The sequence below is a fragment of the Pseudomonas muyukensis genome (assembly GCF_019139535.1).
Taxonomy (GTDB): domain Bacteria; phylum Pseudomonadota; class Gammaproteobacteria; order Pseudomonadales; family Pseudomonadaceae; genus Aquipseudomonas; species Aquipseudomonas muyukensis.
In genome coordinates, this window is sequence record NZ_CP077073.1 from 4,382,552 (window position 1) to 4,405,321 (window position 22,770).

General features: G+C 67.7%; 19 protein-coding genes and 1 pseudogene. 5 read left to right on the plus strand and 15 right to left on the minus strand.

Going from position 1 to position 22,770, the window contains the following annotated elements:
* Positions 1-77 precede the first annotated feature (77 nt).
* The 13 genes from KSS95_RS19275 to KSS95_RS19335 all read right to left on the minus strand — a co-directional run bounded on the left by KSS95_RS19275 (position 78) and on the right by KSS95_RS19335 (position 13,870).
* Positions 78-770 (minus strand): response regulator, encoded by a 693-nt coding sequence (locus KSS95_RS19275; RefSeq protein WP_217848763.1) that lies wholly within the window; start codon positions 768-770, stop codon positions 78-80.
* Entirely contained in the window at positions 767-3,421 is a 2,655-nt protein-coding gene (locus KSS95_RS19280) for a DUF4118 domain-containing protein (RefSeq protein WP_217848765.1), read from the minus strand. The genes KSS95_RS19275 and KSS95_RS19280 overlap by 4 nt, the downstream gene beginning before the upstream one ends.
* Positions 3,422-3,575: 154 nt before the next feature.
* Positions 3,576-4,139: a potassium-transporting ATPase subunit KdpC gene (gene kdpC, locus KSS95_RS19285; RefSeq protein WP_217848767.1), complete on the minus strand. Its 564-nt coding sequence runs from the start codon at positions 4,137-4,139 to the stop codon at positions 3,576-3,578.
* A gap of 12 nt (positions 4,140-4,151) precedes the next feature.
* On the minus strand, positions 4,152-6,206 hold the full coding sequence (gene kdpB, locus KSS95_RS19290) for a potassium-transporting ATPase subunit KdpB (protein ID WP_217848769.1): 2,055 nt from the start codon (positions 6,204-6,206) through the stop codon (positions 4,152-4,154).
* A gap of 10 nt (positions 6,207-6,216) precedes the next feature.
* Positions 6,217-7,911: a potassium-transporting ATPase subunit KdpA gene (gene kdpA, locus KSS95_RS19295; RefSeq protein WP_217848771.1), complete on the minus strand. Its 1,695-nt coding sequence runs from the start codon at positions 7,909-7,911 to the stop codon at positions 6,217-6,219.
* A 9-nt stretch (positions 7,912-7,920) separates the two neighbouring features.
* On the minus strand, positions 7,921-8,010 hold the full coding sequence (gene kdpF / locus KSS95_RS19300; RefSeq protein WP_011534724.1) for a K(+)-transporting ATPase subunit F: 90 nt from the start codon (positions 8,008-8,010) through the stop codon (positions 7,921-7,923).
* A gap of 206 nt (positions 8,011-8,216) precedes the next feature.
* Positions 8,217-9,269 carry an AI-2E family transporter gene (locus KSS95_RS19305; protein ID WP_217848774.1) on the minus strand — a complete coding sequence of 351 codons (1,053 nt, stop codon included), beginning with the start codon at positions 9,267-9,269 and terminating at the stop codon, positions 8,217-8,219.
* 12 nt (positions 9,270-9,281) lie between these two features.
* A complete protein-coding gene (locus KSS95_RS19310) occupies positions 9,282-10,076 on the minus strand; it encodes a DUF4892 domain-containing protein (RefSeq protein WP_217848776.1) in 795 nt (264 codons plus the stop codon).
* A 102-nt stretch (positions 10,077-10,178) separates the two neighbouring features.
* Positions 10,179-11,033, minus strand: a complete 855-nt coding sequence (locus KSS95_RS19315) for an alpha/beta hydrolase (protein WP_217848778.1) — start codon at positions 11,031-11,033, stop codon at positions 10,179-10,181.
* A complete protein-coding gene (locus tag KSS95_RS19320; RefSeq protein ID WP_217848780.1) occupies positions 11,030-11,818 on the minus strand; it encodes an alpha/beta fold hydrolase in 789 nt (262 codons plus the stop codon). Before KSS95_RS19320 ends, KSS95_RS19315 begins: the two co-directional genes overlap by 4 nt.
* Positions 11,819-12,029: 211 nt before the next feature.
* A complete protein-coding gene (gene sixA, locus KSS95_RS19325; protein WP_217848782.1) occupies positions 12,030-12,488 on the minus strand; it encodes a phosphohistidine phosphatase SixA in 459 nt (152 codons plus the stop codon).
* The gene (locus KSS95_RS19330) at positions 12,485-12,832 is read right to left on the minus strand and encodes a DUF4389 domain-containing protein (RefSeq protein WP_217848783.1); all 348 of its coding nucleotides are present in this window, start codon (positions 12,830-12,832) and stop codon (positions 12,485-12,487) included. Before KSS95_RS19330 ends, sixA begins: the two co-directional genes overlap by 4 nt.
* A gap of 12 nt (positions 12,833-12,844) precedes the next feature.
* Positions 12,845-13,870, minus strand: a complete 1,026-nt coding sequence (locus tag KSS95_RS19335; RefSeq protein WP_217848785.1) for an NAD(P)H-dependent glycerol-3-phosphate dehydrogenase — start codon at positions 13,868-13,870, stop codon at positions 12,845-12,847.
* Positions 13,871-14,063: 193 nt separating this feature from the next.
* Here KSS95_RS19335 and KSS95_RS19340 point away from each other — a divergent pair, with 193 nt between their 5' ends.
* From KSS95_RS19340 to fabB, 5 genes are all read left to right on the plus strand, one after another.
* A complete protein-coding gene (locus tag KSS95_RS19340; RefSeq protein ID WP_217848787.1) occupies positions 14,064-16,178 on the plus strand; it encodes a TonB-dependent receptor plug domain-containing protein in 2,115 nt (704 codons plus the stop codon).
* Positions 16,178-17,065 (plus strand): ABC transporter substrate-binding protein, encoded by an 888-nt coding sequence (locus KSS95_RS19345; protein ID WP_217848794.1) that lies wholly within the window; start codon positions 16,178-16,180, stop codon positions 17,063-17,065. The genes KSS95_RS19340 and KSS95_RS19345 overlap by 1 nt, the downstream gene beginning before the upstream one ends.
* On the plus strand, positions 17,062-18,981 hold the full coding sequence (locus KSS95_RS19350; protein WP_217848796.1) for an ATP-binding protein: 1,920 nt from the start codon (positions 17,062-17,064) through the stop codon (positions 18,979-18,981). Before KSS95_RS19345 ends, KSS95_RS19350 begins: the two co-directional genes overlap by 4 nt.
* A 206-nt stretch (positions 18,982-19,187) precedes the next feature.
* A complete protein-coding gene (fabA, locus tag KSS95_RS19355; protein WP_011534736.1) occupies positions 19,188-19,703 on the plus strand; it encodes a 3-hydroxyacyl-[acyl-carrier-protein] dehydratase FabA in 516 nt (171 codons plus the stop codon).
* 11 nt (positions 19,704-19,714) lie between these two features.
* On the plus strand, positions 19,715-20,932 hold the full coding sequence (fabB, locus tag KSS95_RS19360; RefSeq protein WP_217848798.1) for a beta-ketoacyl-ACP synthase I: 1,218 nt from the start codon (positions 19,715-19,717) through the stop codon (positions 20,930-20,932).
* 128 nt (positions 20,933-21,060) lie between these two features.
* Here fabB and KSS95_RS24915 read toward each other — a convergent pair whose 3' ends face one another.
* Positions 21,061-21,924, minus strand: a complete 864-nt coding sequence (locus KSS95_RS24915) for a methyl-accepting chemotaxis protein (RefSeq protein WP_437179625.1) — start codon at positions 21,922-21,924, stop codon at positions 21,061-21,063.
* Positions 21,916-22,719 (minus strand): annotated as a pseudogene (locus tag KSS95_RS24920) (MCP four helix bundle domain-containing protein); the annotation flags it as partial. The gene KSS95_RS24915 and the pseudogene KSS95_RS24920, both read right to left, overlap by 9 nt.
* Positions 22,720-22,770: the final 51 nt, after the last annotated feature.

Consider the following 22,770-nt stretch of genomic DNA (forward strand, 5'->3'; position numbering starts at 1 on the left):
AGCTCAAACCTGGGGCCGCTACGCCCCCCATCGCGACGCAAGGCCGCGCCTACAGGAGGCGCGGCGCCCTGGCGCTCTCAGGCCGGCGTCACCAGGCGATACCCTACCCCCGCCTCGGTGATGATGAACCGTGGCGCCGTGGGGTCATCGCCCAGCTTCTGTCGCAGGTGCCCCACCACGATCCGCAGGTAATGGGTGTCGTCGACATGGGTCGGCCCCCAGATGTCCTTGAGCAGTTGCTGCTGGGTGATCACCCGCCCAGGGTGCCCGGCCAACTGCGCCAGCAGTGCGTACTCCTTGCGCGTGAGCGCCACCTCGACGCCGTCCAGGGTCACCTTGCGAAAGGCCAGGTCCACCACCAGCGGCCCGAAGCTCGCCACCGCGGCCGCCCCGCTGGCCTGAGGTACCTGGCGCAACAACGCCCGCACCCGCGCCAGAAACTCCTGGATGCCGAACGGCTTGGTCACGTAGTCGTTGGCCCCGCCATCCAGCGCATCGACCTTCTGCACTTCGCTGGCCCGCACCGACAGCACCATCACCGGCACCGCGCTCCATTCCCGCAGCTCGCGCAGCACCTGCTGGCCGTCCATGTCCGGCAGGCCGAGGTCAAGCACCACCAGGTCGGGCTTGCCCAGCGCAGCCTGGGCCAGGCCCTCGCCGCCGCTGGCGGCCTCGAGCACCTTGTAGCCCTGGGATGCCAGGCTGATGCGCAGGAACTTGCGGATCTGCGGCTCGTCGTCGATGACCAGCAAGGTGGCGGCTTGGCTCATGGCGCTTCACTTTCAGTATCGGGTTGGGTTGGCAGCGGCAAGCATAGAGTGATGCAGGTGCCCTGGCCATCGATGCCGTCGCCCACCAGGATGTGCCCGCCATGGGCACCGATCATGCCCCGGCAGATGGCCAGGCCCAGGCCGGTGCCCTGCCCGCCGCGATCGCCGCGGGCGGCGGTGTAGAACATGTCGAAGATCTGCTCGCGCTCATCCACTGGAATGCCCGGGCCCTGGTCGCTGACGGCGAAGCACAGCTGCTCGTCGCGCACCTGCACCTGCAACGCCAGGCGCCCTTGGGCGGGGGAGAAACGCGCGGCGTTTTCCAGCACATTGACCAGCGCCTGCTCGATCAGCGCGGCATGCACGAACAGCAGCGGCAGCTCGCCCGGAACCTCGGTGTGCAGCCGCAGCGGCGCCAGCACCACGCGCAGGCGGTTCAGCGCGCTGCCGACGATATCGCCGGGCGCCACCCAGTCACGGGCGAGCTTGAGCCCCCCATGGCCCAGGCGGGTCATGTCCAGCAGGTTCTGGATGTAGCGGTCCAGGCGCTCGGCCTCGTCACGGGTGCCTTCGAGCAGTTCGCGGCGGTCGTCCGCGGGGATCGCCTCGCCCAGCGCCAGCAGGCTGTCGATGCTGCCGCGCATTGCCGTCAGCGGCGTGCGCAGGTCGTGGGACACCGAGGCGAGCAAGGCACTGCGCAGTTGCTCGGTTTCACCGTGCAGGCGCGCGGCCTCCAGTTGCTCGCCGAGGCGGGCGCGGGCCAGGGCCTGGGCCAGGGGCTGCGCCAGGGCCATCAACAGGCGCCGGCGCTGGGCAGTCAACGGCTCGCCGCTGCGCGGGCGCACGCCGAGCAATGCCAGGGGCTGCTCCTCCACCGCCAACGGCCACCACCACCAGCGGCCATGGGGCAAGGTATCGCTGCCAAAGCCGGCAGCCTGGCCGTGCTGCCAGGCCCATTCGGCGGCGGCGCGTTCGTTGTCGGTGAAAGCCGGGGCGCCGCCGCTGGCCACTTGCAGCAGGCCATCGGCGCTGCGTTCGAGCAGGCATGCCTGCACGTCCTGCCAGCCGTCCAGGTGCTGGCCGGCGGCGCTGAATACCGCCTGGCGGTCGGTGGCCACGGTCAGCCGGCGCGACAGGTCGAGCAGCTGGTTGGTCTGCGCCTGGGTTTCGCGCAATGCCTGCAACTGGCGGCGCTGGCGCGCGGCCAGGTTGCCGGTGAGCGCGGCCATCAACAGGAAGAACACCAAGGTCAGCACGTCTTCTTCGCGCTGGATGCTGAACGAGAAGTTCGGCGGGATGAACAGGAAATCGTAGGTCAGGAACGACAGCGCCGCGCAAGCCAGCGCCGGGCCCAGGCTGCTGCGCACCGCCACCAGCAGCACGGCGGCGAGGAACACCAACGAGATATTGGGCAATGCCAGCACGCTGGACACCGCCCACGACAAACCAGCGGCCAGCACCGTGGCCAGCAGCGCCAGCAGGTAATGACGCCACACCCACACGCGCTTGACCGCCGTGCGCGCCGGTTGCGGCTGGGCGTCGCGGTCGAGCACGTTGATTTCCAGGCCATGGCTTTCGCGCAACAAGCGGGTTGCCACCCCCGCACCGAACACGCGTCGACGCAGCAGATCGCGGGACTGGCCCACCAGCACCAGGCTGGCACGGCGCTCGGTGGCATGCTGGATCAGCGTGCGCGCCACCTCTCCGGCACGCAGCAGCACCACCTCGCCCCCCAGGCGCTCGGCCAGTTGCTGGGCGGCCTGCAGGCGATGGCGGGCGGTTTCGTCGCGCAGCCGGCCGTTGTCCACGTGCACCACGCTCCACGGCAAATGGCGACGCTGGGCAACCCGGCTGGCGTGGCGCACCAGGCGTTCGGCCTGCTCGTCGCCGTCGATGCCGACCAGCAGCCGACCACGCAAGGCCGGCGCTTCCTGGCCGCGCTGGCGATAACCGCTGGCAAGGTCGGCGTCCACCTGGGCGGCAGCGGTCTGCATGGCCAGCTCGCGCAGGGCGGTGAGGTTGGTCTGGGAGAAGTAAGCCTCGATGGCCGCCCTCGCCTGCTCGGGCACATAGACCTTGCCCTCGCGCAGGCGCTCGAGCAGCTCGCGCGGCGGCAGGTCGATCAGCACCAGCTCGAAGGCTTCCTGCAACACCCAGTCCGGCAGGGTTTCGCGCACCTGCACGCCGGTGATGTCGCGGACCTTGTCGTTGAGGCTTTCCAGGTGCTGGACGTTGACCGTGGTGTACACGTCGATGCCGGCGGCGAGCAGCTCCTGCACATCCTGCCAGCGCTTGGCGTGGCGGCTGCCGGGGGCGTTGCTGTGGGCCAGCTCGTCCACCAGCACCAGCGGCGGCGCGGCCTTGAGCAGGCCGTCGAGGTCCATTTCCTCGAGGGTCACGCCGCGGTATTCGCAGCGCAGCAACGGTTGCTGGAGCAGGCCGCCGAGCAGGGCCTCGGTTTCGCTGCGGCCGTGGGTTTCGACCACCCCGGCCACCACCTGCACGCCCTGGCGCTGCTGGGCGTGGGCGGCCTGGAGCATGGCGAAGGTCTTGCCGACCCCGGGCGCGGCGCCGAGGAACACCTTGAGCCGACCCCGGCCTTCGCGGGGCAGGCCGGCCAGCAGCGCGTCGGCGCGGGTAGGGTTGCTCATGTTCGATCCTTAGTTCTCGGCAATATCACGATCCCTTTAGGAGCGGCCTTGTGTCGCGAAAGGGCTGCGAAGCAGCCCCGGCAATTTAAGCGACACCGCTCAGATCCTGGGGCCGCTGCGCGACCCTTTCGCGACGCAAGGCCGCTCCTACAGGTCAGTTCACGGCGAGCGGCGCCAGGCGCTGCAACGCCTGGTTCAGCGCCAGTACATTGACCACCGGCGGCCCGATCAATGGCCGCAGGGTGGCGTCATTCACCAGCACTTGCAAGCGCTCGACCGGCACCTGCCGCGCCGCCGCCACCCGTGGCAGCTGATAGGCGATGGCGTCCGGCGGCAGGTGCGGGTCCAGCCCGCTGCCCGAGGTGGTCAGCAGCGCCAGCGGCACTGGCCCCTGCTGCGCCTGGTATTGCGCGGCGGCATCGCCCTTGACACGCTCGGCCAGCGCCGGATTGCTCGGCGACAGGTTGCTCGCACCACTGGCCACGGTGGCGTAGGCGCCCGCCGAAGGCCGCGCCTGGAACCAGCCATCGCCCTTGAATGCCTGGGCGATCAGTGCCGACCCCCGCACCTGGCCGCGGTCATCGCGCACCAGGCTGCCGTTGGCCTGCTCGGGGAAGGCGACCTGGGCAATGCCGGTCACCGCCAGGGGGTACAGCGCGCCGGTGACCACGGTCATCAGCAGGATCAGGCTCAGGGCCGGGCGTACATAAGCAGTCATGTCAGTCTCTCCTCAGACCAGGTGCAGCGCATTGAGCAGCAGGTCGATCAGCTTGATCCCGGCGAACGGCACGAGAATCCCGCCCAGGCCGTAGATCAGCAGGTTGCGCCGCAGCAGGTGGGCGGCGCTGGCGGCTTGTACCCGGACCCCGCGCAGCGCCAGGGGGATCAGCACGATGATGATCAGCGCGTTGAACACGATGGCCGAGAGGATCGCGCTCTGCGGGCTGGCCAGGCGCATCAGGTTGAGCACGCCCAACTGCGGGTAGATAGCGGCGAACAGCGCCGGCAGGATGGCGAAGTACTTGGCCACGTCGTTGGCGATGGAGAAGGTGGTCAGCGCGCCGCGGGTCACCAGCAGTTCCTTGCCCACCTGCACCACGTCCAGCAACTTGGTCGGGTCGCTGTCCAGGTCGACCATGTTGGCGGCCTCGCGGGCGGCCTGGGTGCCGTCGTTCATGGCCATGCCGACATCGGCCTGGGCCAGGGCGGGGGCGTCGTTGGCACCGTCGCCGCACATGGCCACCAGGCGCCCGTCGTTCTGCTCCTGGCGGATGCGCGCCAGCTTCTTCTCCGGAGTGGCTTCGGCGAGCACGTCGTCGACCCCGGCCTCGGCAGCGATGGCGGCAGCGGTCAGCGGGTTGTCGCCGGTGACCATCACGGTACGAATGCCCAGCTTGCGCAGCTCGGCGAAACGCTCGCGGATGCCGGGCTTGACCACGTCCTTGAGGTGGATCACGCCGAGCAGGCGCTGGTCGACACACACCAGCAACGGCGTGCCGCCGCTCTGGGCGATGCGCTCCACTTCACGGGCCAGGGCGGCAGGCAACTCCAGGCGTTGCAGGCCGCAGAAGGCCAGCACCGCATCGACGGCGCCCTTGCGGTAGCGGCGCTGCTGGAAGTCGATGCCCGACAGCCGCGTTTCGGCGCTGAAGGCGATGGCTTGGTACTGGCTGGCCGCGGGCTCGTCGAAGTCATGCAGTTGGCGCAGGTATTCGACGATCGACTTGCCCTCGGCAGTGTCGTCGGCCAGCGAGGCAAGCAAGGCGCCCGCCCCCAGCTCCTTGGCGGTCACGCCCGAGGCTGCGTGCAGGGCGCTGCAACGGCGGTTGCCGAAGGTGATGGTGCCGGTCTTGTCGAGCATCAGCGTGTGCACATCGCCGGCCGCCTCCACCGCGCGGCCGGAACGGGCGATCACGTTGAGGCGCACCAGGCGGTCCATGCCGGCGATGCCGATGGCCGACAGCAGGCCGCCGATGGTGGTGGGAATCAGCGTCACCAGCAACGCGGCGAGGAAAATCAGCGGCAGCTCACCGCCGGCGAAGCGGGCGAACGGTTGCAGGGTCACCACCACGATCAGGAAGATCAGGGTCAGGCCGATCAGCAGGATGTCCAGGGCGATCTCGTTGGGGGTCTTCTGCCGCTTGGCGCCCTCGACCAGGGCGATCATGCGGTCCAGGGTCGACTCGCCCGGGTTGCTGGTGATGCGGATCAGCAACCAGTCGGAAACCAGCCGGGTGTTGCCGGTGACAGCCGAGCGGTCGCCGCCGGACTCGCGGATCACCGGGGCGGACTCACCGGTGATGGCTGCCTCGTTGACCGCGGCGATGCCCTCGAGCACCTCGCCATCGCCGGGGATCATTTCGCCAGCCACCACCCGCACCACATCGTCCTTGCGCAATTGCGTGGCGGCCACGCGCTCGAAACTGCCATCGGCCTTGCGCCGCTGGGCGCTGAGGCCCTGGCTGCCGGCCTTGAGGCTGTCGGCGCGGGCCTTGCCACGGCCTTCGGCCAGGGCTTCGGCGAAGTTGGCGAACAGCACGGTGAACCACAGCCAGACAGCGATCTGTACCGCCACGGCGGTGCTCACGCCGCTGCCAGGGGCGAAGCACAGCACGGTGGTCAGCACGGCGGTGAGGGCCACCACCAGCATCACCGGCGAGCGCTTGAGCTGGCGCGGGTCGAGCTTGACGAAAGCCTGCACCAGCGCCGGGCGCCACAGGGCGGCGAAGCGGGTCTGGTCCTTGGCGCTATGACGCGCCTTCACTTCGGGGATGGGCATGTTCATGGTGTATTCCTCAGAAACCCAGGCTCAGGTGTTCGGCGATCGGCCCAAGGGCCAGGGTCGGCAGGAAGGTCAGGCCACCGACCAGCAGGATGGTCACCAGCAGCAGCGTGGTGAACAGCGGGCCGTGGGTGGGGAAGCTGTTGAGGCCTTGCGGCGCGCTCTTTTTCGCCGCCAGGCTGCCAGCCAGGGCCAGCACCGGCAGGATGTAGCCGAAGCGGCCGATAAGCATGGCCAGGCCGATCATCACGTTGTGGAACGTGGTGTTGGCGCCGAAGCCGGCGAAGGCCGAGCCGTTGTTGGCGGTGCCGGAGGTGTAGGCATACAGCAGTTGGCTGAAGCCGTGGGCACCGGGGTTGGTCACCGCGCCGGCAGGCCCGGGCAGGCTGGAAGCGATGGCGCCGAGCACCAGCACACCCACCGGCATCACCAGCAGGGTGGCCACCAGCAACTGCACTTCGCGGGCCTGGAGCTTCTTGCCCAGGTATTCCGGGGTGCGGCCGATCATCAGGCCGGCCAGGAACACGGCAATCAGCACGAACAGCAGCATGCCGTAGAGGCCAGCACCGACCCCGCCGAAAATCACCTCGCCGAGCATCATGTTGACCATCGCCACCATGCCGGTGAGCGGGTTGAGGCTGTCGTGCATGGCATTCACCGAGCCGTTGGAGGCGGCGGTGGTGGTCACCGTCCACAGCACCGAGCCGGAGGTGCCGAAGCGGCTTTCCTTGCCTTCCAGGGGCGCGGCCTGCTGTACCTGGGCGCTTTCCAGCGCCGGGTTGGGCTGGTGCTCCGACCACAGCGCGGTACTGCCGCCGATCAGGAACAGCGCCAGCATGCAGGCGATGATCGCGCGGCTCTGGCGCAGGTCCTTGACGTAATGGCCAAAGGTGAACACCAGCGCCACCGGGATCAGGATGATCGAGGCCACCTCGAACAGGTTGCTCCAGGCCGTGGGGTTCTCGAACGGGTGCGCCGAGTTGACGCCGAAGAAGCCACCGCCGTTGGTGCCCAGTTGCTTGATGGCGATCTGGCTGGCGGCCGGGCCCAGCGGGATGGTCTGCTCGGCGCCCTGCAGGGTGATCGCGTGGGCATAGTCGGCGAAGGTCTGCGGCACGCCCTGCCACACCAGCATCAGCGCCAGCACCAGGCACAGCGGCAGCAAGCCGTAGAGGGTGGCGCGGGTCAGGTCGACCCAGAAGTTGCCCAGGGTGCCGGCCGAACGACGGGCGATACCCCGGCTCAGGGCGACCAGCACGGCCAGGCCGGTGGCAGCGCTGACGAAGTTCTGCACGGTCAGGCCGAGCATCTGGGTCAGGTAGCTGACCGACGCCTCGCCGCTGTAGGACTGCCAGTTGGTGTTGGTCATGAAGCTGACCGCGGTATTGAATGCCTGCGACCATTCCTGGCCCGGCAGGTGCTGCGGGTTGAGCGGCAGCGAGCCTTGCAGCAGCAGCACGGCGAACAGCAGCAGGAAGCCGGCCAGGTTGAAGGCCAGCAGGGCCAGGGTGTACTGCTTCCAGTTCTGCTCCTGGTCGGCGTTCACGCCAGACAGGCGATAGCAGCCCCGCTCCAGCGGCCCGAGCAGCGGCGACAGCCAGGTACGCTGGCCTTCCATCACCTTGTAGTAGAAGCGCCCGAGCCAGGGCGCCGGCAGCAGCACGATGGCGAAGAACGCCAGCAGCAGCAGGTAATCGTAACTGTGCATGGTCGCCCCTTAGCCGCGATCGGCGCGCAGCAGCGCCACCAGCAGGTAAACCGCCAACGCCACCGCCAAGAGCAGTGACAGCCCGTCGAGCATGTACATGTGCAATCTCCCCTAGTTGCGGCGTGAGGGCCGCTTTGCGGAAATTGTCCGAGGGAGGGGCGTAAAGGGGCGAGATCGGCGGTGGGGCCGGGGCATAAAGAATGCGTAAAGATCAGGTATTGCGGTGCCTGTACCGGCCTGTTCGCCGGCAAGCCGGCTCCTACGGAGTGATCACTGTAGGAGCCGGCTTGCCGGCGAACCGGACTTCAATGCTGCGGCGATTGCTGCCCGGAATTACGGCTCCAGTCCAGCAGCAGGCTGTACCCCACCGCCAGCAAGGTCGGCCCGATGAACAAGCCGATGAAGCCGAACGCGAGCAGCCCGCCGAACACCCCGAGCAGCACGATCACCAGCGGCAGGTTGCCGCCCCGGCTGATCAGGTAGGGCTTGAGCACGTTGTCCACGCCACTGATGATGAAGGTGCCCCACACCCCGAGGAACACCGCCATGCCGTAGTCGCCTTGCCACACCAGCCAGGCGGTGGCGGGGATCCAGGCCAGCGGCGGGCCCATGGGGATCAGGCTGAGCATGAAGGTCACCAGGCCCAGCACGATGGCCCCGGGCACCCCGGCGATCAGGAAGCCGATCAGCGCCAGCAGGCCCTGGGCTGCGGCAGTGCCGATCACGCCGTTGACCACCCGTTGCACGGTACCGGCCACCAGCTCGATGTAGTACTCGGCACGCTCGCCCACCAGCCGCTCCAGCAAGCGCTGGACGAAAGCCGCCAGGCGCGGTCCGTCGCGGTAGAAGAAGAACACGAACACCAGGCTCAGGGTCAGCTCCAGCACCCCGCTGCCGATCTGCGCGCTGCGCGCCAGCAACCAGTTGCCGACCTGGCCGAGGTACGGCTTGGCCGAAGCCAGCAGGGCCGCGCCTTGCTGGTCAAGGGACTGCCACCCGTTGATCAGGCGCTCGCCGAAGAACGGTATCCCGGCCACCCAGGCCGGTGCCTCGGGCAGGCCGTCGACCTGGATATCACGCACGAAGGCGGTGGCATCACGGATATGATCGGCCAGGTTGAAGCCCAGCCACACCAGCGGCAGCGCCACCAGCAAGATCCACACCGTGGTCAGCAGGCTCGCCGCCAGGGTTTCGCGCCCGCCCAGCAGGCGGGTCAGCAGGCGCATCAGCGGCCAGCTGGCGAAGGCCAGGATGGCGCCCCACAGCAAGGCCGAGATGAACGGCGCCATCACCCACAGCGCGGCGCCCAGCAGCGTCAGCAGCAGGATCTGGATCAACAGGCGGTCATTGTTGGCCATGGGCGCGCTCACTCAACGGATCAGTTCCAGGTGCAAGCCTTCGGTGGGCGCACTGCCGACCTCCAGCCGCGCGCTGCGCACGCCGGCCTTGACCAACTGCTCGCGCCAGGCCTCGGCGCCGCTGCCACTGAGGCTGGCGCGCAGGGTGCTGTCGAGGTTCAGGCTGCGCGCCAGCAGCGCCGCCCAGGTGGCCTGGGGCTGGGCCAGGTCGGGGTAGTCGAGCTTGCCGGTGTCGCGCAGCTCGCGCAGCACCGTGGCCGCGGTCGGCAGCAGCTCGCCCAGCGGGCTGCCGGCGACGAACTCCTCGACATGCAGGTAGGCGCGGCGGTTGCCCCGGGTGACGCTGTACAAGGCCACCAGGGTGTCGGCCTGCTCGGCCGAACGGCGCAGCAGGATGAACGCCTGCTGTTCGTCGCCGCCGTTCAAGCGAGCATTGGCGAACACGTCGTTGGCCCACAGGCTGGCTTCGCCGCAATCGCGGCCCTGGCACCAGAACAGCGGGTAGCCACCATCGCGCTGCAAGGCCTCGCGGGCGCTGGTGAAAGCTTCGCGGGCACTGCGCTCGACCGGCAGTTCATAGGTGACCGAGCTGACCTGGCCGCGGCTCTCGACCTTGTCCTCGACCCGCAGGCGGCCGCTGATCTTGCGCAGCGGGCCCATGGGGTAGACGCGCTCCTGCGCCACGGCGGGGCGCTGGTCGACGACCTTGGCATCGACCGGCACCGGCAGGCTGCCGGCCCACAGCCATGGGCTGGCGATCGCCAGGCAAGCGGCGACGGCGCCGCGAACGAACACAGGTGCGCTCATCGGCCGCCCTCGCAAAGGGCGGGGCGTGGCGCGTGGATGTCTGGCATGTACATGGTTGTCTCCCTTTCAACCCGCCAAGCCTCGACACTTGTCCGGTGCAAGTCAAGGAATGCCAAAAAAGCGATTGAAACAGTCTGCGACAAGGGTCGCGCCCTCGGCGTCGTTCAGGTGCAGGTGATGCCCCCCCGGCAGGGTCACCTGCTCGAAGGGTAGCTGCTCCAGCAACGCCGTGTGGCGCGCGAGCATGCCGTCGGCGGCCACCACCAGGCAGGTCGGGCAGGCGATGCGCTTGATGAAGGCCATGGCCTGGTCCGGGTGCAGGCGGCTTGGCGAGGGCAAGGTCAGGCGGCTGTCGCTGCGCCAGCTGTAGCCGCCGGGTACCGGCATCAGGCCGCGCTGGGCCAGCAGCTCGGCCGCTTCGCGGCTGACCGCGACCATGCCTTTCATGCGCGCCTCGACGCCCTGCTCCAGGGTCGGGTACACCGACTTGCGCTTGCCCTCCAGGCGCAGTTGCGCCTGCAACGCCAGCCCCAGGCGCTCGGCGGCGTCCTGTTCGCCGAGCGTGGGCGGCACCACCCCGTCGATCAGCGCCAGGTGGCTGATGCGCTCGGGCAAGGCGCCGGCCAGTTGCACGGCGATGATCGCCCCCAGCGAATGGCCAAGCAGGCCGAAGCGCTGCCAGCCCAGTTGCTCGGCCACCCGCAGCACATCATGGGCGTAGTCGGCCAAGGCGTAGCCGGCCCCCAGCGGGCGGTGCGCCGAATAGCCATGCCCGGCCAGGTCCAGGGCGACGATGCGCAGCCCCCGCAACTGCGGCGCCAGGCGGGCGAAGCTGTTGGCGTTGTCGAGCCAGCCGTGCAGGGCGATCAGCGGCAGGCCGTCGGCCGGGCCGAACAGGTGCGCGGCCAGCTCGATATGGCCCAGGGTCAGGCGGATCTCCTCGACCTGGGCGCTCATGCCTGGCTCCAGCGTGCGCACAGGTCGCGGATCAAGGTAGCGGTCTCGCCTGGCCGCTCCAGCGGGAACATGTGCCCGCCCGGCAGGCTGTGGTACTCGCCCCTGGGCATGCCGCGCACGGCCAGGGCATGGTGCTTGCGGATCACCCGGCTGTGGGCGCCGCGGACCATGGCCAGCGGCACCTGCAACTGACGCGGCCGCGCCGGGCTGACATGGGGGATGCTGCGAAAGATGCTGATCTCGGTGGCCGGGTCGAAACGCAGGCGCAGGCCGTCGCCAACCGCTTCCAGGCCATGCTCGAGGTAGGCCTCCAGGCAGTCCGGATCGAAGTGACGGAACAGGGTCTTGCCGGCGAAGTAGCGGCGCGCGCTGTCGCGGTCGGGGAAGGCCTCGCGGCGGCCCAGGGTGCGCCCGGCCGGGGTGATGCGGTCGATCAAGCCCAGGCGCTTGGCGGCCTGGATCAGCCATTCGTCGGCGCGGGTCAGCACCGGGGAGTCGAGCATCACCACGCCCCGGTAGAGCTCCGGGCGGCGCAAGGCGGCGTGCAGGTGCAGCACGCCGCCCAGGGAATGGCCGACACCCCATACCGGCGCGTCCTGCTGTTCAAGGTGATGCAGCAACTCGTCCACCAGGCCTTGCCAGTTGTCGTTCACCGGAAAGCGCGGGTCATGGCCGTGCTGTGCCAGGTGCTGCACCTGGTAGTCCGGCGCCAGCGCGGCGAACAGCTTGCCGTAGGTGGCCGAAGGGAAGCCATTGGCATGGGCGAAGAAGATCTGCTGCGACATGGCCGCCTGCTCTGCACGGGGGATGGATGGCCCATTGTCGACAAGGGTCGTGGGGGTGGCAACGTTCGGAAAGGTCATCGCCAAGGGCGATCAGGTCAAGCGTTGGCGGATCTGAACCTGCAGAAACCGGCGGCGAACAGCGGCGCGCCGGTGCCATACAGCGCGGCGCCTGCAACGCCCGCAAGGCTGGCCTACAGGGATCGGGCAGGCTTCAGCCTGCATGATGCAGGCCACGCAGGGTCATCAACCCGGCCAGTGGCCAGTCGCCTTCCAGCTCGGCCAGGCTGGCGGTGCTCAGCGGCGCTGGCTGCTGGCCGTGGCCATGCTCGAGCATCCCTACCAGGGTGCCCACCAGCGGCTGGTGGCTGACCAGCAACACCTGCTCCAGGCCCAGCCGTTCGATTTCGCCGATCACCTGTTGCACATCGCTTTCCGGGGTCAGCCAGGGCACCGTGCGCACCGGCTCGGCGAAGCCCAGGGCGCCGTGCACCAGGGCGGCGGTCTGCTGGGCGCGCACGTAGGGGCTGGCCAGGATCGCCTGCAACGGCTGGCCCAGCAGCCGCGCGGCGCTGTGCAGCACCTGCTCGCGACCATGGGCGGTCAGGCGCCGCTCGGCGTCGGTATTGGCCCGCGGCTCGGCCTCGCCGTGGCGCAGCACCCACAGCTTCACAGCTTGGGCTCCTGGTCACGCACCGGGTGCGCCGCCGCAGCCACGGCGTGGGGCGTTTCGCCCTCAGGGGCGCGGGGTGCCGGCCAGTCGGCGAATGGCCAGGGTTTCTGGTCAGTGTGGAAGGTGCCGAAACGGCCGATCTGCGCCAGGTACTGGCTGAGGCTGTCGCCGAAGTTCATCAGGCTGGCGCTGGGTGCGCCGTACACCAGGCGGTAGATCAGCTGCACCAGCACCAGGCCGCCGAGCAGGATCTCGGCCAGTTGCCAGGCAATCAGGAACACCAGCATCCACAGCACGCGCAGGATGATCGACTCGCGCTGGGCGCGCTCGGGGGTATCGTTCATGGGGATGCTCCTTCAGTTGAAACCGCTGGTGGAAATGAAATCGACGTCGGTCTTGGGCTCGGCGCGCATCAGGTGCTCGATCACCTGGTTCAAGGTGCGGCCCTCGAACAGGATGGCGTGCAAGCCCGCCACCAGCGGCATGTATACCCCGACTTCCTGGGCCTTGGCCTTGAGCACCTTGAGCGTGTTGACGCCCTCGGCCACCTCGCCCAGGCGGCTGACCGCCTCGTCCAGGCTCAGGCCCTGGCCCAGGGCGTGGCCAACCTGGTAGTTGCGACTCTTGGGCGAGGAACAGGTGACGATCAGGTCGCCGACCCCGGCCAGGCCGAGGAAGGTCATGGGGTTGGCGCCCTGGCTCACGGCAAAGCGGGTCATCTCGGCCAGGGCACGGGTGATCAGCATGCTCTTGGTGTTCTCGCCCATCCCCAAGGCCACCGCCATGCCGGCGATGATCGCGTAGACGTTCTTCAAGGCGCCGCCGAGCTCGACGCCGAAACGGTCGTTGCTGGCATACACGCGGAAGGTGCGGCCATGCAGCACGGCCTGCACCTGCTGGCACAGCGCTTCATGTTCGCTGGCGACCACGGTGGCGGTCAGCGCGTGCTCGGCGATCTCGCGGGCCAGGTTGGGCCCGGACAGCACGCCGATATGGGCCTGCGGGGCGATCTCTTCGAGAATCTGGCTCATCAGCTTGAAGCTCTGCGCCTCGATGCCCTTGGTCAGGCTGACCAGGCCCTTGCCGCGCAACAGCTCGGCATGCGGCGCCAGCACGCTGCGCAGGGCGCTGGACGGCAGGGCGACGAAGACCAGCGCGCTGCCCTGCAAGGTGGCGAGCAGGTCGTTGACCGGCTCGACGCGGTCGTGCAGGCGAATGCCCTTGAGGTACCGCGGGTTCTCGCGGTTGACGCGCATCGCCTCGGCTTGCGCCGGGTCGCGCATCCACTGGCGCACGGGGTGGCCGTTTTCCGCCAGCAGGTTCGCCACGGCGGTGCCGAAGCTGCCGCCGCCAAGAACTGCAACAGGTTGCTGTTCAGTCATATCCAATCCGTTAACCAATGAAGTAAATGGCGATCCAGGCATTATACGGGGCCGATGCGACAGAACCAGTAGGGCTGCATGGCCGGACGCAGTCGCGCGCATGGGCGCTGCGGCAATCTGCCGGGCGCGGATCACTGGCAAATGCCGCGCGGTCGGTTAACATGCCTGATTCATCTGTGAAACAAGGCCTCCCGTGTTCCCCGGCACGCCCCCCTACCCGCGCCTGCTGTTGCTGACTGCCCTGTTGGGCGGCCCGGCCGTGGCCGACGACCTGTTCATCGACAACCAGGACCTGCCCCAGGTTCTGACCGCCACACGCTTGAAACAATCCCCGGCGGCGGTGCCGGGCAGCATGACCGTGCTCGACAGCGAGCTGATTCGCGCCAGCGGCGCCCGCGACATTCCCGAGCTGCTGCGCCTGGTGCCAGGCATGATGGTCGGCTACGGCGCTGGCAACCAGCCGACGGTCAACTACCACGGCAGCAACGTCAACGATGCCCGGCGCATGCAGGTGCTGATCGATGGCCGTTCGGTGTACCGCGCAGGCCTGGCCACGGTGGATTGGAGCGACATCCCGGTGGCCCTCGAGGACATCGAGCGCATCGAGGTGTTCCGCGGCCCCAACACCGTCAGCTACGGCGCCAATGCGCTGATGGCGGTGGTCAACATCCTCACCCGCAACCCGGCCGACAGCCATGGCACGCGGCTGAAGCTGACCCGCGGCCAGGACGGCATCAATGACTACTACGCCAGCCAAGGCTTCGGCTGGGAGGGCGGCGACCTGCGCCTGTCGCTGTCGGGCCAGCAGGACGACGGCTTCGACCAGGACCAGTTCGGCCACGACTACCGCGACAGCCGCCGGGCCAACCGCATCAACCTAAATGCCGTGCACAGCCTGGCGCCCAACCAGACCCTGGAATGGCAACTGGCGGCCAAGGAAGGCAGCAACCAAAGGCCCTATACCTACCAGCCGGTGTTCGGCAACTACCGCGCCGGCAACGATGCCGACGTCAACGCCAAGGACTACGCCGGCTCCGTGCGCTGGAACATCGACATCAACCCCGAGCACAGCCTGTACATCCAGGGTTCGGCGCAGCACTTCGACCGCCAGCAGGTGTGGCAAGCCTGTGACGCGGCCATCGCCTTCAGCCCGGAGCTGACCCGCATGTGGCAGCTTGACCCGAACTTCACCGAGAAGGTCGCGCGCAACCTGTACACCGGCCATCTGCCCGCCACCAGCGACCCACAGCTCAGTGCGTTGATGGGCCAGGTGCAGGACCAATGGGCCAACGGTGGCCGCAACACCATCTGCGGCAACGTCGACCAGAGCACCCGCGAAACCCGCTACGACCTGGAGATCCAGGACACCCTGAGCCTGACCGACAGCCTGCGCCTGGTCAGCGGCGCCAACTTGCGCTACGACCGGGCCGACTCGCAGACCTACTTCAACGGCAGCATCGACGACCGTACCTGGCGCCTGTTCGGCCAGCTCGAATGGCGCGCCGACGAGCACTGGATCCTGCAGGGCGGCGCGATGTTCGAAGACACCCAGCTGTCCGGCAGCTCACTGACGCCGCGCCTGGCGCTGAACTACCTGATTACCCCGCGCCATGGCCTGCGCGCGGTGTATTCCGAGGCCATCCGCTCGCCGGACATGTTCGAGAACAACGTCAACTGGAGCTACACGGTCAAGAACCTCAGCCCCAACCGCTACGGCCTGCAAAACGGCGAATACTTCGTCAAGACCCGCGGCCCCGGCGACCTCGACCAGGAGCGCATGCGCTCCCGTGAACTGGGCTACAACGGCTATTTCAGCGACCTGGACCTGAACCTCGACGTGAAGCTGTTCTACGACGAGATCACCGGGATGATCAGCGAGCCGCTGAAGAACAACCAGTTCATCGCCAGCAACGCCAACAAGGCGCGCTTCAGCGGCAGCGAGGCCCAGTTCGACTGGCGACTGAGCGCCCGCGACCGCCTGCGCCTGACCTACGCCTACGTCGACGCCTGGGCCAGCAACCCCGCCGACCGCCGCCTGAGCGCGCGCAACAGTGGCTCGGCGGGCTGGCTGCGCGACTGGGGCCAGGGTTGGTCCAGCGCCCTCTTCTACTACGGCGACGACGCGCTCAACCAATACCGCTACGAGCGCATCGACCTGCGCCTGGCCAAGCGCTTCAAGATCCAGGGCAGCCAGCTGGAGCTGGCCGCGTTGTGGCAGCAACGCCTCGATGACGAGCCGGTGACCATCGCGCAGAACCGCTATGACAGCCGCCATCGCCTGAGCGTCAGCGCGGAGCTGGAGTTCTGATGCTGCGCCTGCTGCGGCTGTTGTTGCTGTGCTTCTGGCCACTGGGTTCGCTGGCGGCCAGCGAGATCCTGCTGGTGGGCGGCGAAGACCAGCCGGGCATCCGCAGCTTCGTCGCCGCCCTGGAAAAGCGCCGGCCCCACGACCAGGTGCGCTTCCAGACCGTGGAACAGTTGCCCAGCCCAGGCAAGCTCAAGGCCGACACCCGGCTGATCCTGCTCGATCCCCCGGCCCTGGAGTGGCGCCTGAGCGAGGCCGCCGGGCCCGTGGCACTGGCCCTGCGGGTCAGCCGGGTGCAGGCCGAGCAGCGCCTGGGAAAGTCGCGCCCCGGGTTCCTCAGCCTGTTGTGGAGCGACCCGCCACTGCAGCGCCAACTGCGCCTGGCCCGCTACCTGCTGCCAGAAGCGCGGCGCATTGGCGTGCTGTATGGCCCGCGCAGCCGCTTCCTGCTCGATGAGCTGCGCCAGGCCGCCCAGCCGCTGGGCCTGGAGATCGTCGCCCAGGACTGGCCCGACCTGCGCGACAGCCGCCCGCTGCAGCACCTGCTCAACAACAGCGACGTGCTGCTGGGCCTGGACGATCCCGACCTGTACAACTCCAAGTCGGCCAAGAACGTGCTGCTCAGCAGCTATGGCCGGCAAATGGCGCTGATCGGGCCGAATGTCGGCTTCGTCCGCGCCGGCGCCCTGGCCAGCACCTACAGCGACCAGGACGACTGGCTCGCGGTGCTCGACCAGTTGCTCGAACAAGCCCCGGCGCGCTGGCCACGCAGCCTCTACCCGGCGCATTTCGGTGTCAGCGGCAACCAGCAGGTGGCCCGTGCCCTGGGCCTGGACAGCATCGATGCGGGCGCCGCCGCCCTGGCCCTTGGCGAAGGAGCCACCCCATGAGCAAACGCCTGAGCTGGGACATTCATACCCGCACCCAGATCCTCAGCCTGGGCCCGGCCCTGCTGCTGACTCTGCTGTTGATCAGCTTCTTCACCTTCGTGCGCATCCAGGACTTGCGCCAGGAGCTCAATCACACCGGGCAACTGATCGCCAACCAGCTGGCACCGGCCTCCGAGTACGGGGTGATCTCGGGCAACAACGAAGTGCTCGACAGCCTGATGCGCGCGACCTTGAGCATTCCCCATGTGCGCTTCCTCGAGGTGCAGGACAGCCGCAACCATATCCTGGTGTATGTCGAGCAGCCGGACGAGAGCCTCAACCGCGCGCAGCGCGTGGAAGTGTTCCAGGCACCGATCCGCCTGCAGCAGATCCGCCTGGACAGCGACTTCCTGCAAGGCAAGGCACCGCGCCCGGCCATCGGCGACGACTACCTGGGGCGGGTGATCGTCGGCATGTCCGACGACGCCTTCAGCCAGCGCCAGCAGGAAATCGTGATCAAGGCGGCGATCCTGGCCCTGTTCGCCCTGCTGTTCACCTTCCTGCTGGCCCGCCGCCTGGCCATGAGCCTGTCCAAGCCGATCAGCGACATGGGCCACGCGGTGCGGGCGATCCAGCAAGGCGACTTCAACGCGCCGCTGCCGGTGGTCGACGACAGTGAGCTGGGCCACCTGGCGCGGCACATCAACAATCTGGCCAGCGCCCTGGACCAGGCGGCCCACGAACAGCAACAGGCCATGGGCCAGTTGATCCAGGCCCGCGAGGAGGCCGAGCAGGCCAACCGCGCCAAGTCGGACTTCCTGGCGATGATGAGCCACGAGCTGCGCACGCCCATGAACGGCGTGCTGGGCATGCTGCAGTTGCTGGAAACCACCGAGCTGACCCACGAACAGGCCGAGTACACGGTGCTGGCCAGCGAGTCCACCGGCCATCTGCTCAAGGTGATCAACGATATCCTCGACTTCTCGCGGATCGAGCGCACCACCCTGGAGCTGGAGCACATCGACTTCAACCTCGGCGAACTGCTCGGCAGCAGCGTGCTGTCGTTCCAGCACACCGCCCAGCAACGCGGCCTGGCCCTGCGCCTGGACCTGGCGCCAGGCCTGGAGCAGGTGCAAGTGGCTGGCGACCCGACACGGATCCGCCAGATCCTGCTCAACCTGGTGGGCAATGCGCTGAAATTCACCGAGCGCGGCGAAGTGGCGGTGCAGGCCCATTGCCAGGCCATCGACCGACAGTTGCTGTGGCTCACCTGCACGGTGCGCGACACCGGTATCGGCATCGACAGCAATCGCCTGGAAATGATGTTCGTCGCCTTCCAGCAGGCCGACAGTTCGATCTCCCGGCGCTATGGCGGCACTGGCCTGGGCCTGTCGATCGCCCGCACCCTGGCCGAACGCATGGGTGGCCAACTGCGTGGCGAAAGCCGCGAGGGCCTGGGCTCGACCTTCACCCTGGAGATGCCCCTGGCCCTGGCCAGCGCGCCTGTTGCGCCGGAACCTGCGCAACCGCTGATCCACGACAACGGCGGGCGCATCCTGCTGGTGGAAGATAACCCGGTCAACCAGAGCGTCATCGAGGCCATGCTGCGCAGCCTGGGCTTCGAGGTGAAACTGGCCATGGACGGCGCCCAGGCCATCGACCTGGTGAGCCAGCAACCCTTTGCCGCCGTCTTGATGGACTGCCGCCTGCCGCAGGTCGACGGCTTCGAGGCAACCCGGCGCATCCGCCTGCTGCCCCAGGCCGCCGAGCTGCCGATCATCGCCCTGACCGCCAGCGCCCTGGAGGGCGATCGCGAGCGTTGCCTGGCCGCCGGCATGAACGACTACCTGAGCAAACCCTTCAAACGCACCGATCTGCAGCGCATTCTCGGCCGCTGGCTACCCGGCCGGACAGCCGCGACTGGCGATAAATGCTAAAGTGCGGCAGTCTTAAAGACTGGACAGGACCGCCGCAGGACCTGAAAATAACATTTCAGTGCACACCTGTACTTCTTTTGCCAGGTGCGCTGTGACTTTCACTACAACGCAATAGTCTACCTGTAGGCTGCCGCCCCGAACGCAGAGCGATTCGGATCGGCCGGGAAGATTCATCCCCTGCCACAGGGGGTTATTGAGGAGCTCGCATGACCAAACAAAACGCCTTTACCCGGGAAGACCTGCTGCGCTGCAGTCGCGGTGAGCTGTTCGGCCCCGGTAATGCGCAACTGCCCGCCCCGAACATGCTGATGGTCGATCGCATCACCCACATCAGCGAGGAAGGCGGCAAGTTCGGCAAAGGTGAATTGGTCGCCGAGCTGGATATCAATCCGGACCTGTGGTTCTTCGCCTGCCACTTCGAAGGCGATCCGGTGATGCCGGGCTGCCTGGGCCTGGACGCCATGTGGCAGCTGGTCGGTTTCTTCCTCGGCTGGCAAGGCCTGCCGGGCCGCGGTCGCGCCCTGGGTTCGGGCGAAGTGAAGTTCTTCGGCCAGGTCCTGCCTAGCGCCAAGAAAGTCACCTACAACATTCATATCAAGCGTGTCCTCAAGGGCAAGCTGAACATGGCCATCGCCGACGGCTCGGTCAGCGTCGACGGTCGCGAGATCTACACCGCCGAAGGCCTGCGGGTCGGCGTGTTCACCTCCACTGACAATTTCTAAGGGTTATTCGCATGCGCCGCGTCGTTATCACTGGTCTGGGCATCGTATCGTGCCTGGGCAATGACAAAGCTACCGTCACCGAAAACCTGCGCAACAGCCGTCCGGGTATCCGTTACAACCCGGAATACAAGGAACAGGGGCTGCGTAGCCAGGTTTCCGGCTCCATCGACCTCAACCTCGAAGAACTGATCGACCGCAAGGTCTACCGCTTCGTCGGCCACGCTGCCGCCTACGCCTACCTGGCGATGCAGGACGCGATCAAGGACGCCGGCCTGACCGAAGAGCAGGTCTCCAACCCGCGTACCGGCCTGGTTGCCGGCTCCGGCGGCGCCTCGACCCTGAACCAGATGGAAGCGCTGGATACCCTGCGCGAAAAAGGCGTCAAGCGTGTCGGCCCGTACCGCGTCACCCGCACCATGGGCAGCACCGTGTCGGCGTGCCTGGCCACCCCGTTCAAGATCAAGGGCATCAACTACTCGATCTCGTCGGCCTGCGCCACCTCGGCACACTGCATCGGCACCGCCCTGGAGCAGATCCAGTGGGGCAAGCAGGACATCGTCTTCGCCGGTGGTGGTGAAGAAGAGCACTGGAGCCAGTCGTTCCTGTTCGATGCCATGGGCGCCCTGTCGACCAAGCGCAACGACACCCCGGAACTGGCCTCGCGCGCCTACGACGCCGACCGTGACGGCTTCGTCATCGCCGGTGGCGGCGGCATGGTAGTGGTCGAGGAGCTCGAGCACGCCCTGGCCCGCGGCGCCAAGATCTACGCCGAGATCGTCGGCTATGGCGCCACCTCCGACGGCTACGACATGGTCGCCCCGAGCGGCGAAGGCGCGATCCGCTGCATGCAGCAGGCGCTGTCCACCGTCGACACCCCGATCGACTACCTGAACACCCACGGCACCTCCACCCCGGTCGGCGACGTCGCCGAGATGAAGGGCGTGCGTGAAGTGTTCGGCGCCAAGGCACCGAAGATCAGCTCGACCAAGAGCCTGTCCGGTCACTCGCTGGGCGCCGCTGGCGTGCACGAGGCGATCTACTGCCTGCTGATGATGGAAAACGACTTCATCGCCGGCTCCGCCAACATCGACGAGCTGGACCCTGAAGTGGCCGACCTGCCGATCGTGCGCAAGACCGAAGACGCCAAGCTCACCACCGTGATGAGCAACAGCTTCGGTTTCGGCGGCACCAACGCCACCCTGGTGCTCAAGCGCTGGGAAGGCAAGTGATCGGCTGACACGCTGAACGAGAACGCCCGGACCTCAGGTCCGGGCGTTTTTGTTTGTGCTTCAGCCCAACTTCTCCCCCTGTAGGAGCGGCCTTGCCGGGCCGCTCCTACAGGGGGGGGTGATGAACGTCAAACAGAGAACCGCTGCACCAGGGTATTGAGGTCCACCGCCAGGCGTGACAGCGCCTGGCTGGCGGCGGAGGTTTGCTCGGCCCCGGCCGACGACTGATGCGCCAGGTCACGAATGGTGGTCAGGTTGCGGTCCACCTCCCGCGCCACCTGGGCCTGTTGCTCCGAGGCACTGGCAATCACCAGGTTACGCTCGTTGATCTGGCCGATGGCCGCGGCAATCGCCTCCAGGGCATCACCCGCGGCATGGGCGCCGTCCAGGGTCGAGCGCGCCTGGGCATCGCTGTGCTGCATGCCCTGCACCGCCCGCTCGGCACCGCTGCGGATGGCGACGATCATCTGCTCGATCTCCTGGGTCGAACTTTGCGTGCGATGCGCCAGGGCCCGCACCTCGTCGGCAACCACGGCGAAACCACGCCCGGCCTCCCCGGCCCTCGCCGCCTCGATGGCGGCATTGAGCGCCAGCAGGTTGGTCTGCTCGGCAATCGAGCCGATCACATCCAGCACCTTGCTGATGTCGTGCACCTGCTGCGCAAGCTGGCCGACCTCCTCGGCATTGCCCGCCACACCGCTGGCCAATGCCTCGATGGCGGCGACCGTGCCGCGCACCTGCTCGCGCCCTTCGCGGGCGATCTGGTCGCAGCTGCGGGACGCCTCGGAGGTGGCCACCGCATTGCTCGCCACCTCCTCCACCGCCGCGGTCATCTGGTTGACCGCCGTGGCGGCCTGCTCGATCTCCATGCTCTGTTGCTGCAGGCCGCGGGTGGCATCCTCGGTGACCGCGCTCAGTTCCTCGGAGGCTGAAGCCAACTGGCTGGCCGAATCGGAAATCCGCCCGATGGTCTCACGCAGGCTCTGCTGCATGCTCTTGAGCGCCGCCAGCAGACGTGCCGGCTCGTCATCGCCCTGCACGGTGATCTGCGGCGTCAGGTCGCCTGTGGCCACCGTTTCGGCTACCTGCAGCGACTGCCCGAGCGGGCGCACGATACTGCGGGTCAGGGCCAGGGCCAGCACCACGGTCAAGCTCAGGGCGACCACCAGCAGCACGCCAACCCACACCTTGGCTGCGCTGTACACCGCCTCGGCCAGGTCGGTGGCGGTATTGGCCTGGTGGTTGTTCAGCTCGATCAGTTGGTTGAGGGTGCTGGTCATCTGGTCGGCCAGCTGGTTCATCTCGCCATTGACCAGTGCCGCCGCGGCATCGATGCGCCTTTCGCTGGCCAGCTGCACCACCTGGCCCTGCAAGACCATGTACTGGCGCTCCAGGCCCTGGTAGCGGTCGAACAGGCTGCGTTCCTCGGGCAGCACGATCAGCCCGTCATAGTGATTCTGCGCCTTGCTCAGCCCCCCTTTGATCTCATCGATGCGCGCGCGGTTCTGCTGCTGGGCGGCCGGGTCGGTGTTGACCAGCAGGCGCAGGGTCAAGGCGCGGATGCGCAACATGTCCTGGGTCATGCTACCCACCGAGATCACGCTGGGCAGCCAGTTGTTGTCCACCTGTTCGGACTGCTGGCGCATGTTGGTCATCTGTTGCAGGGCAAAACCACCCAGGGCCACCACCAGCAGCGCCATGATGCCGAAGCCAAGGCCAGCGCGCGGGGCGATATTCAAGCGTCTCAGGCTCATTTCCAGGATCCCTCCCATCAGCGTTGATTCCATTGCCTAAAGAAGGTATCGGGCCATTTGGGATTTGCGTAAGACGAAAAGGCA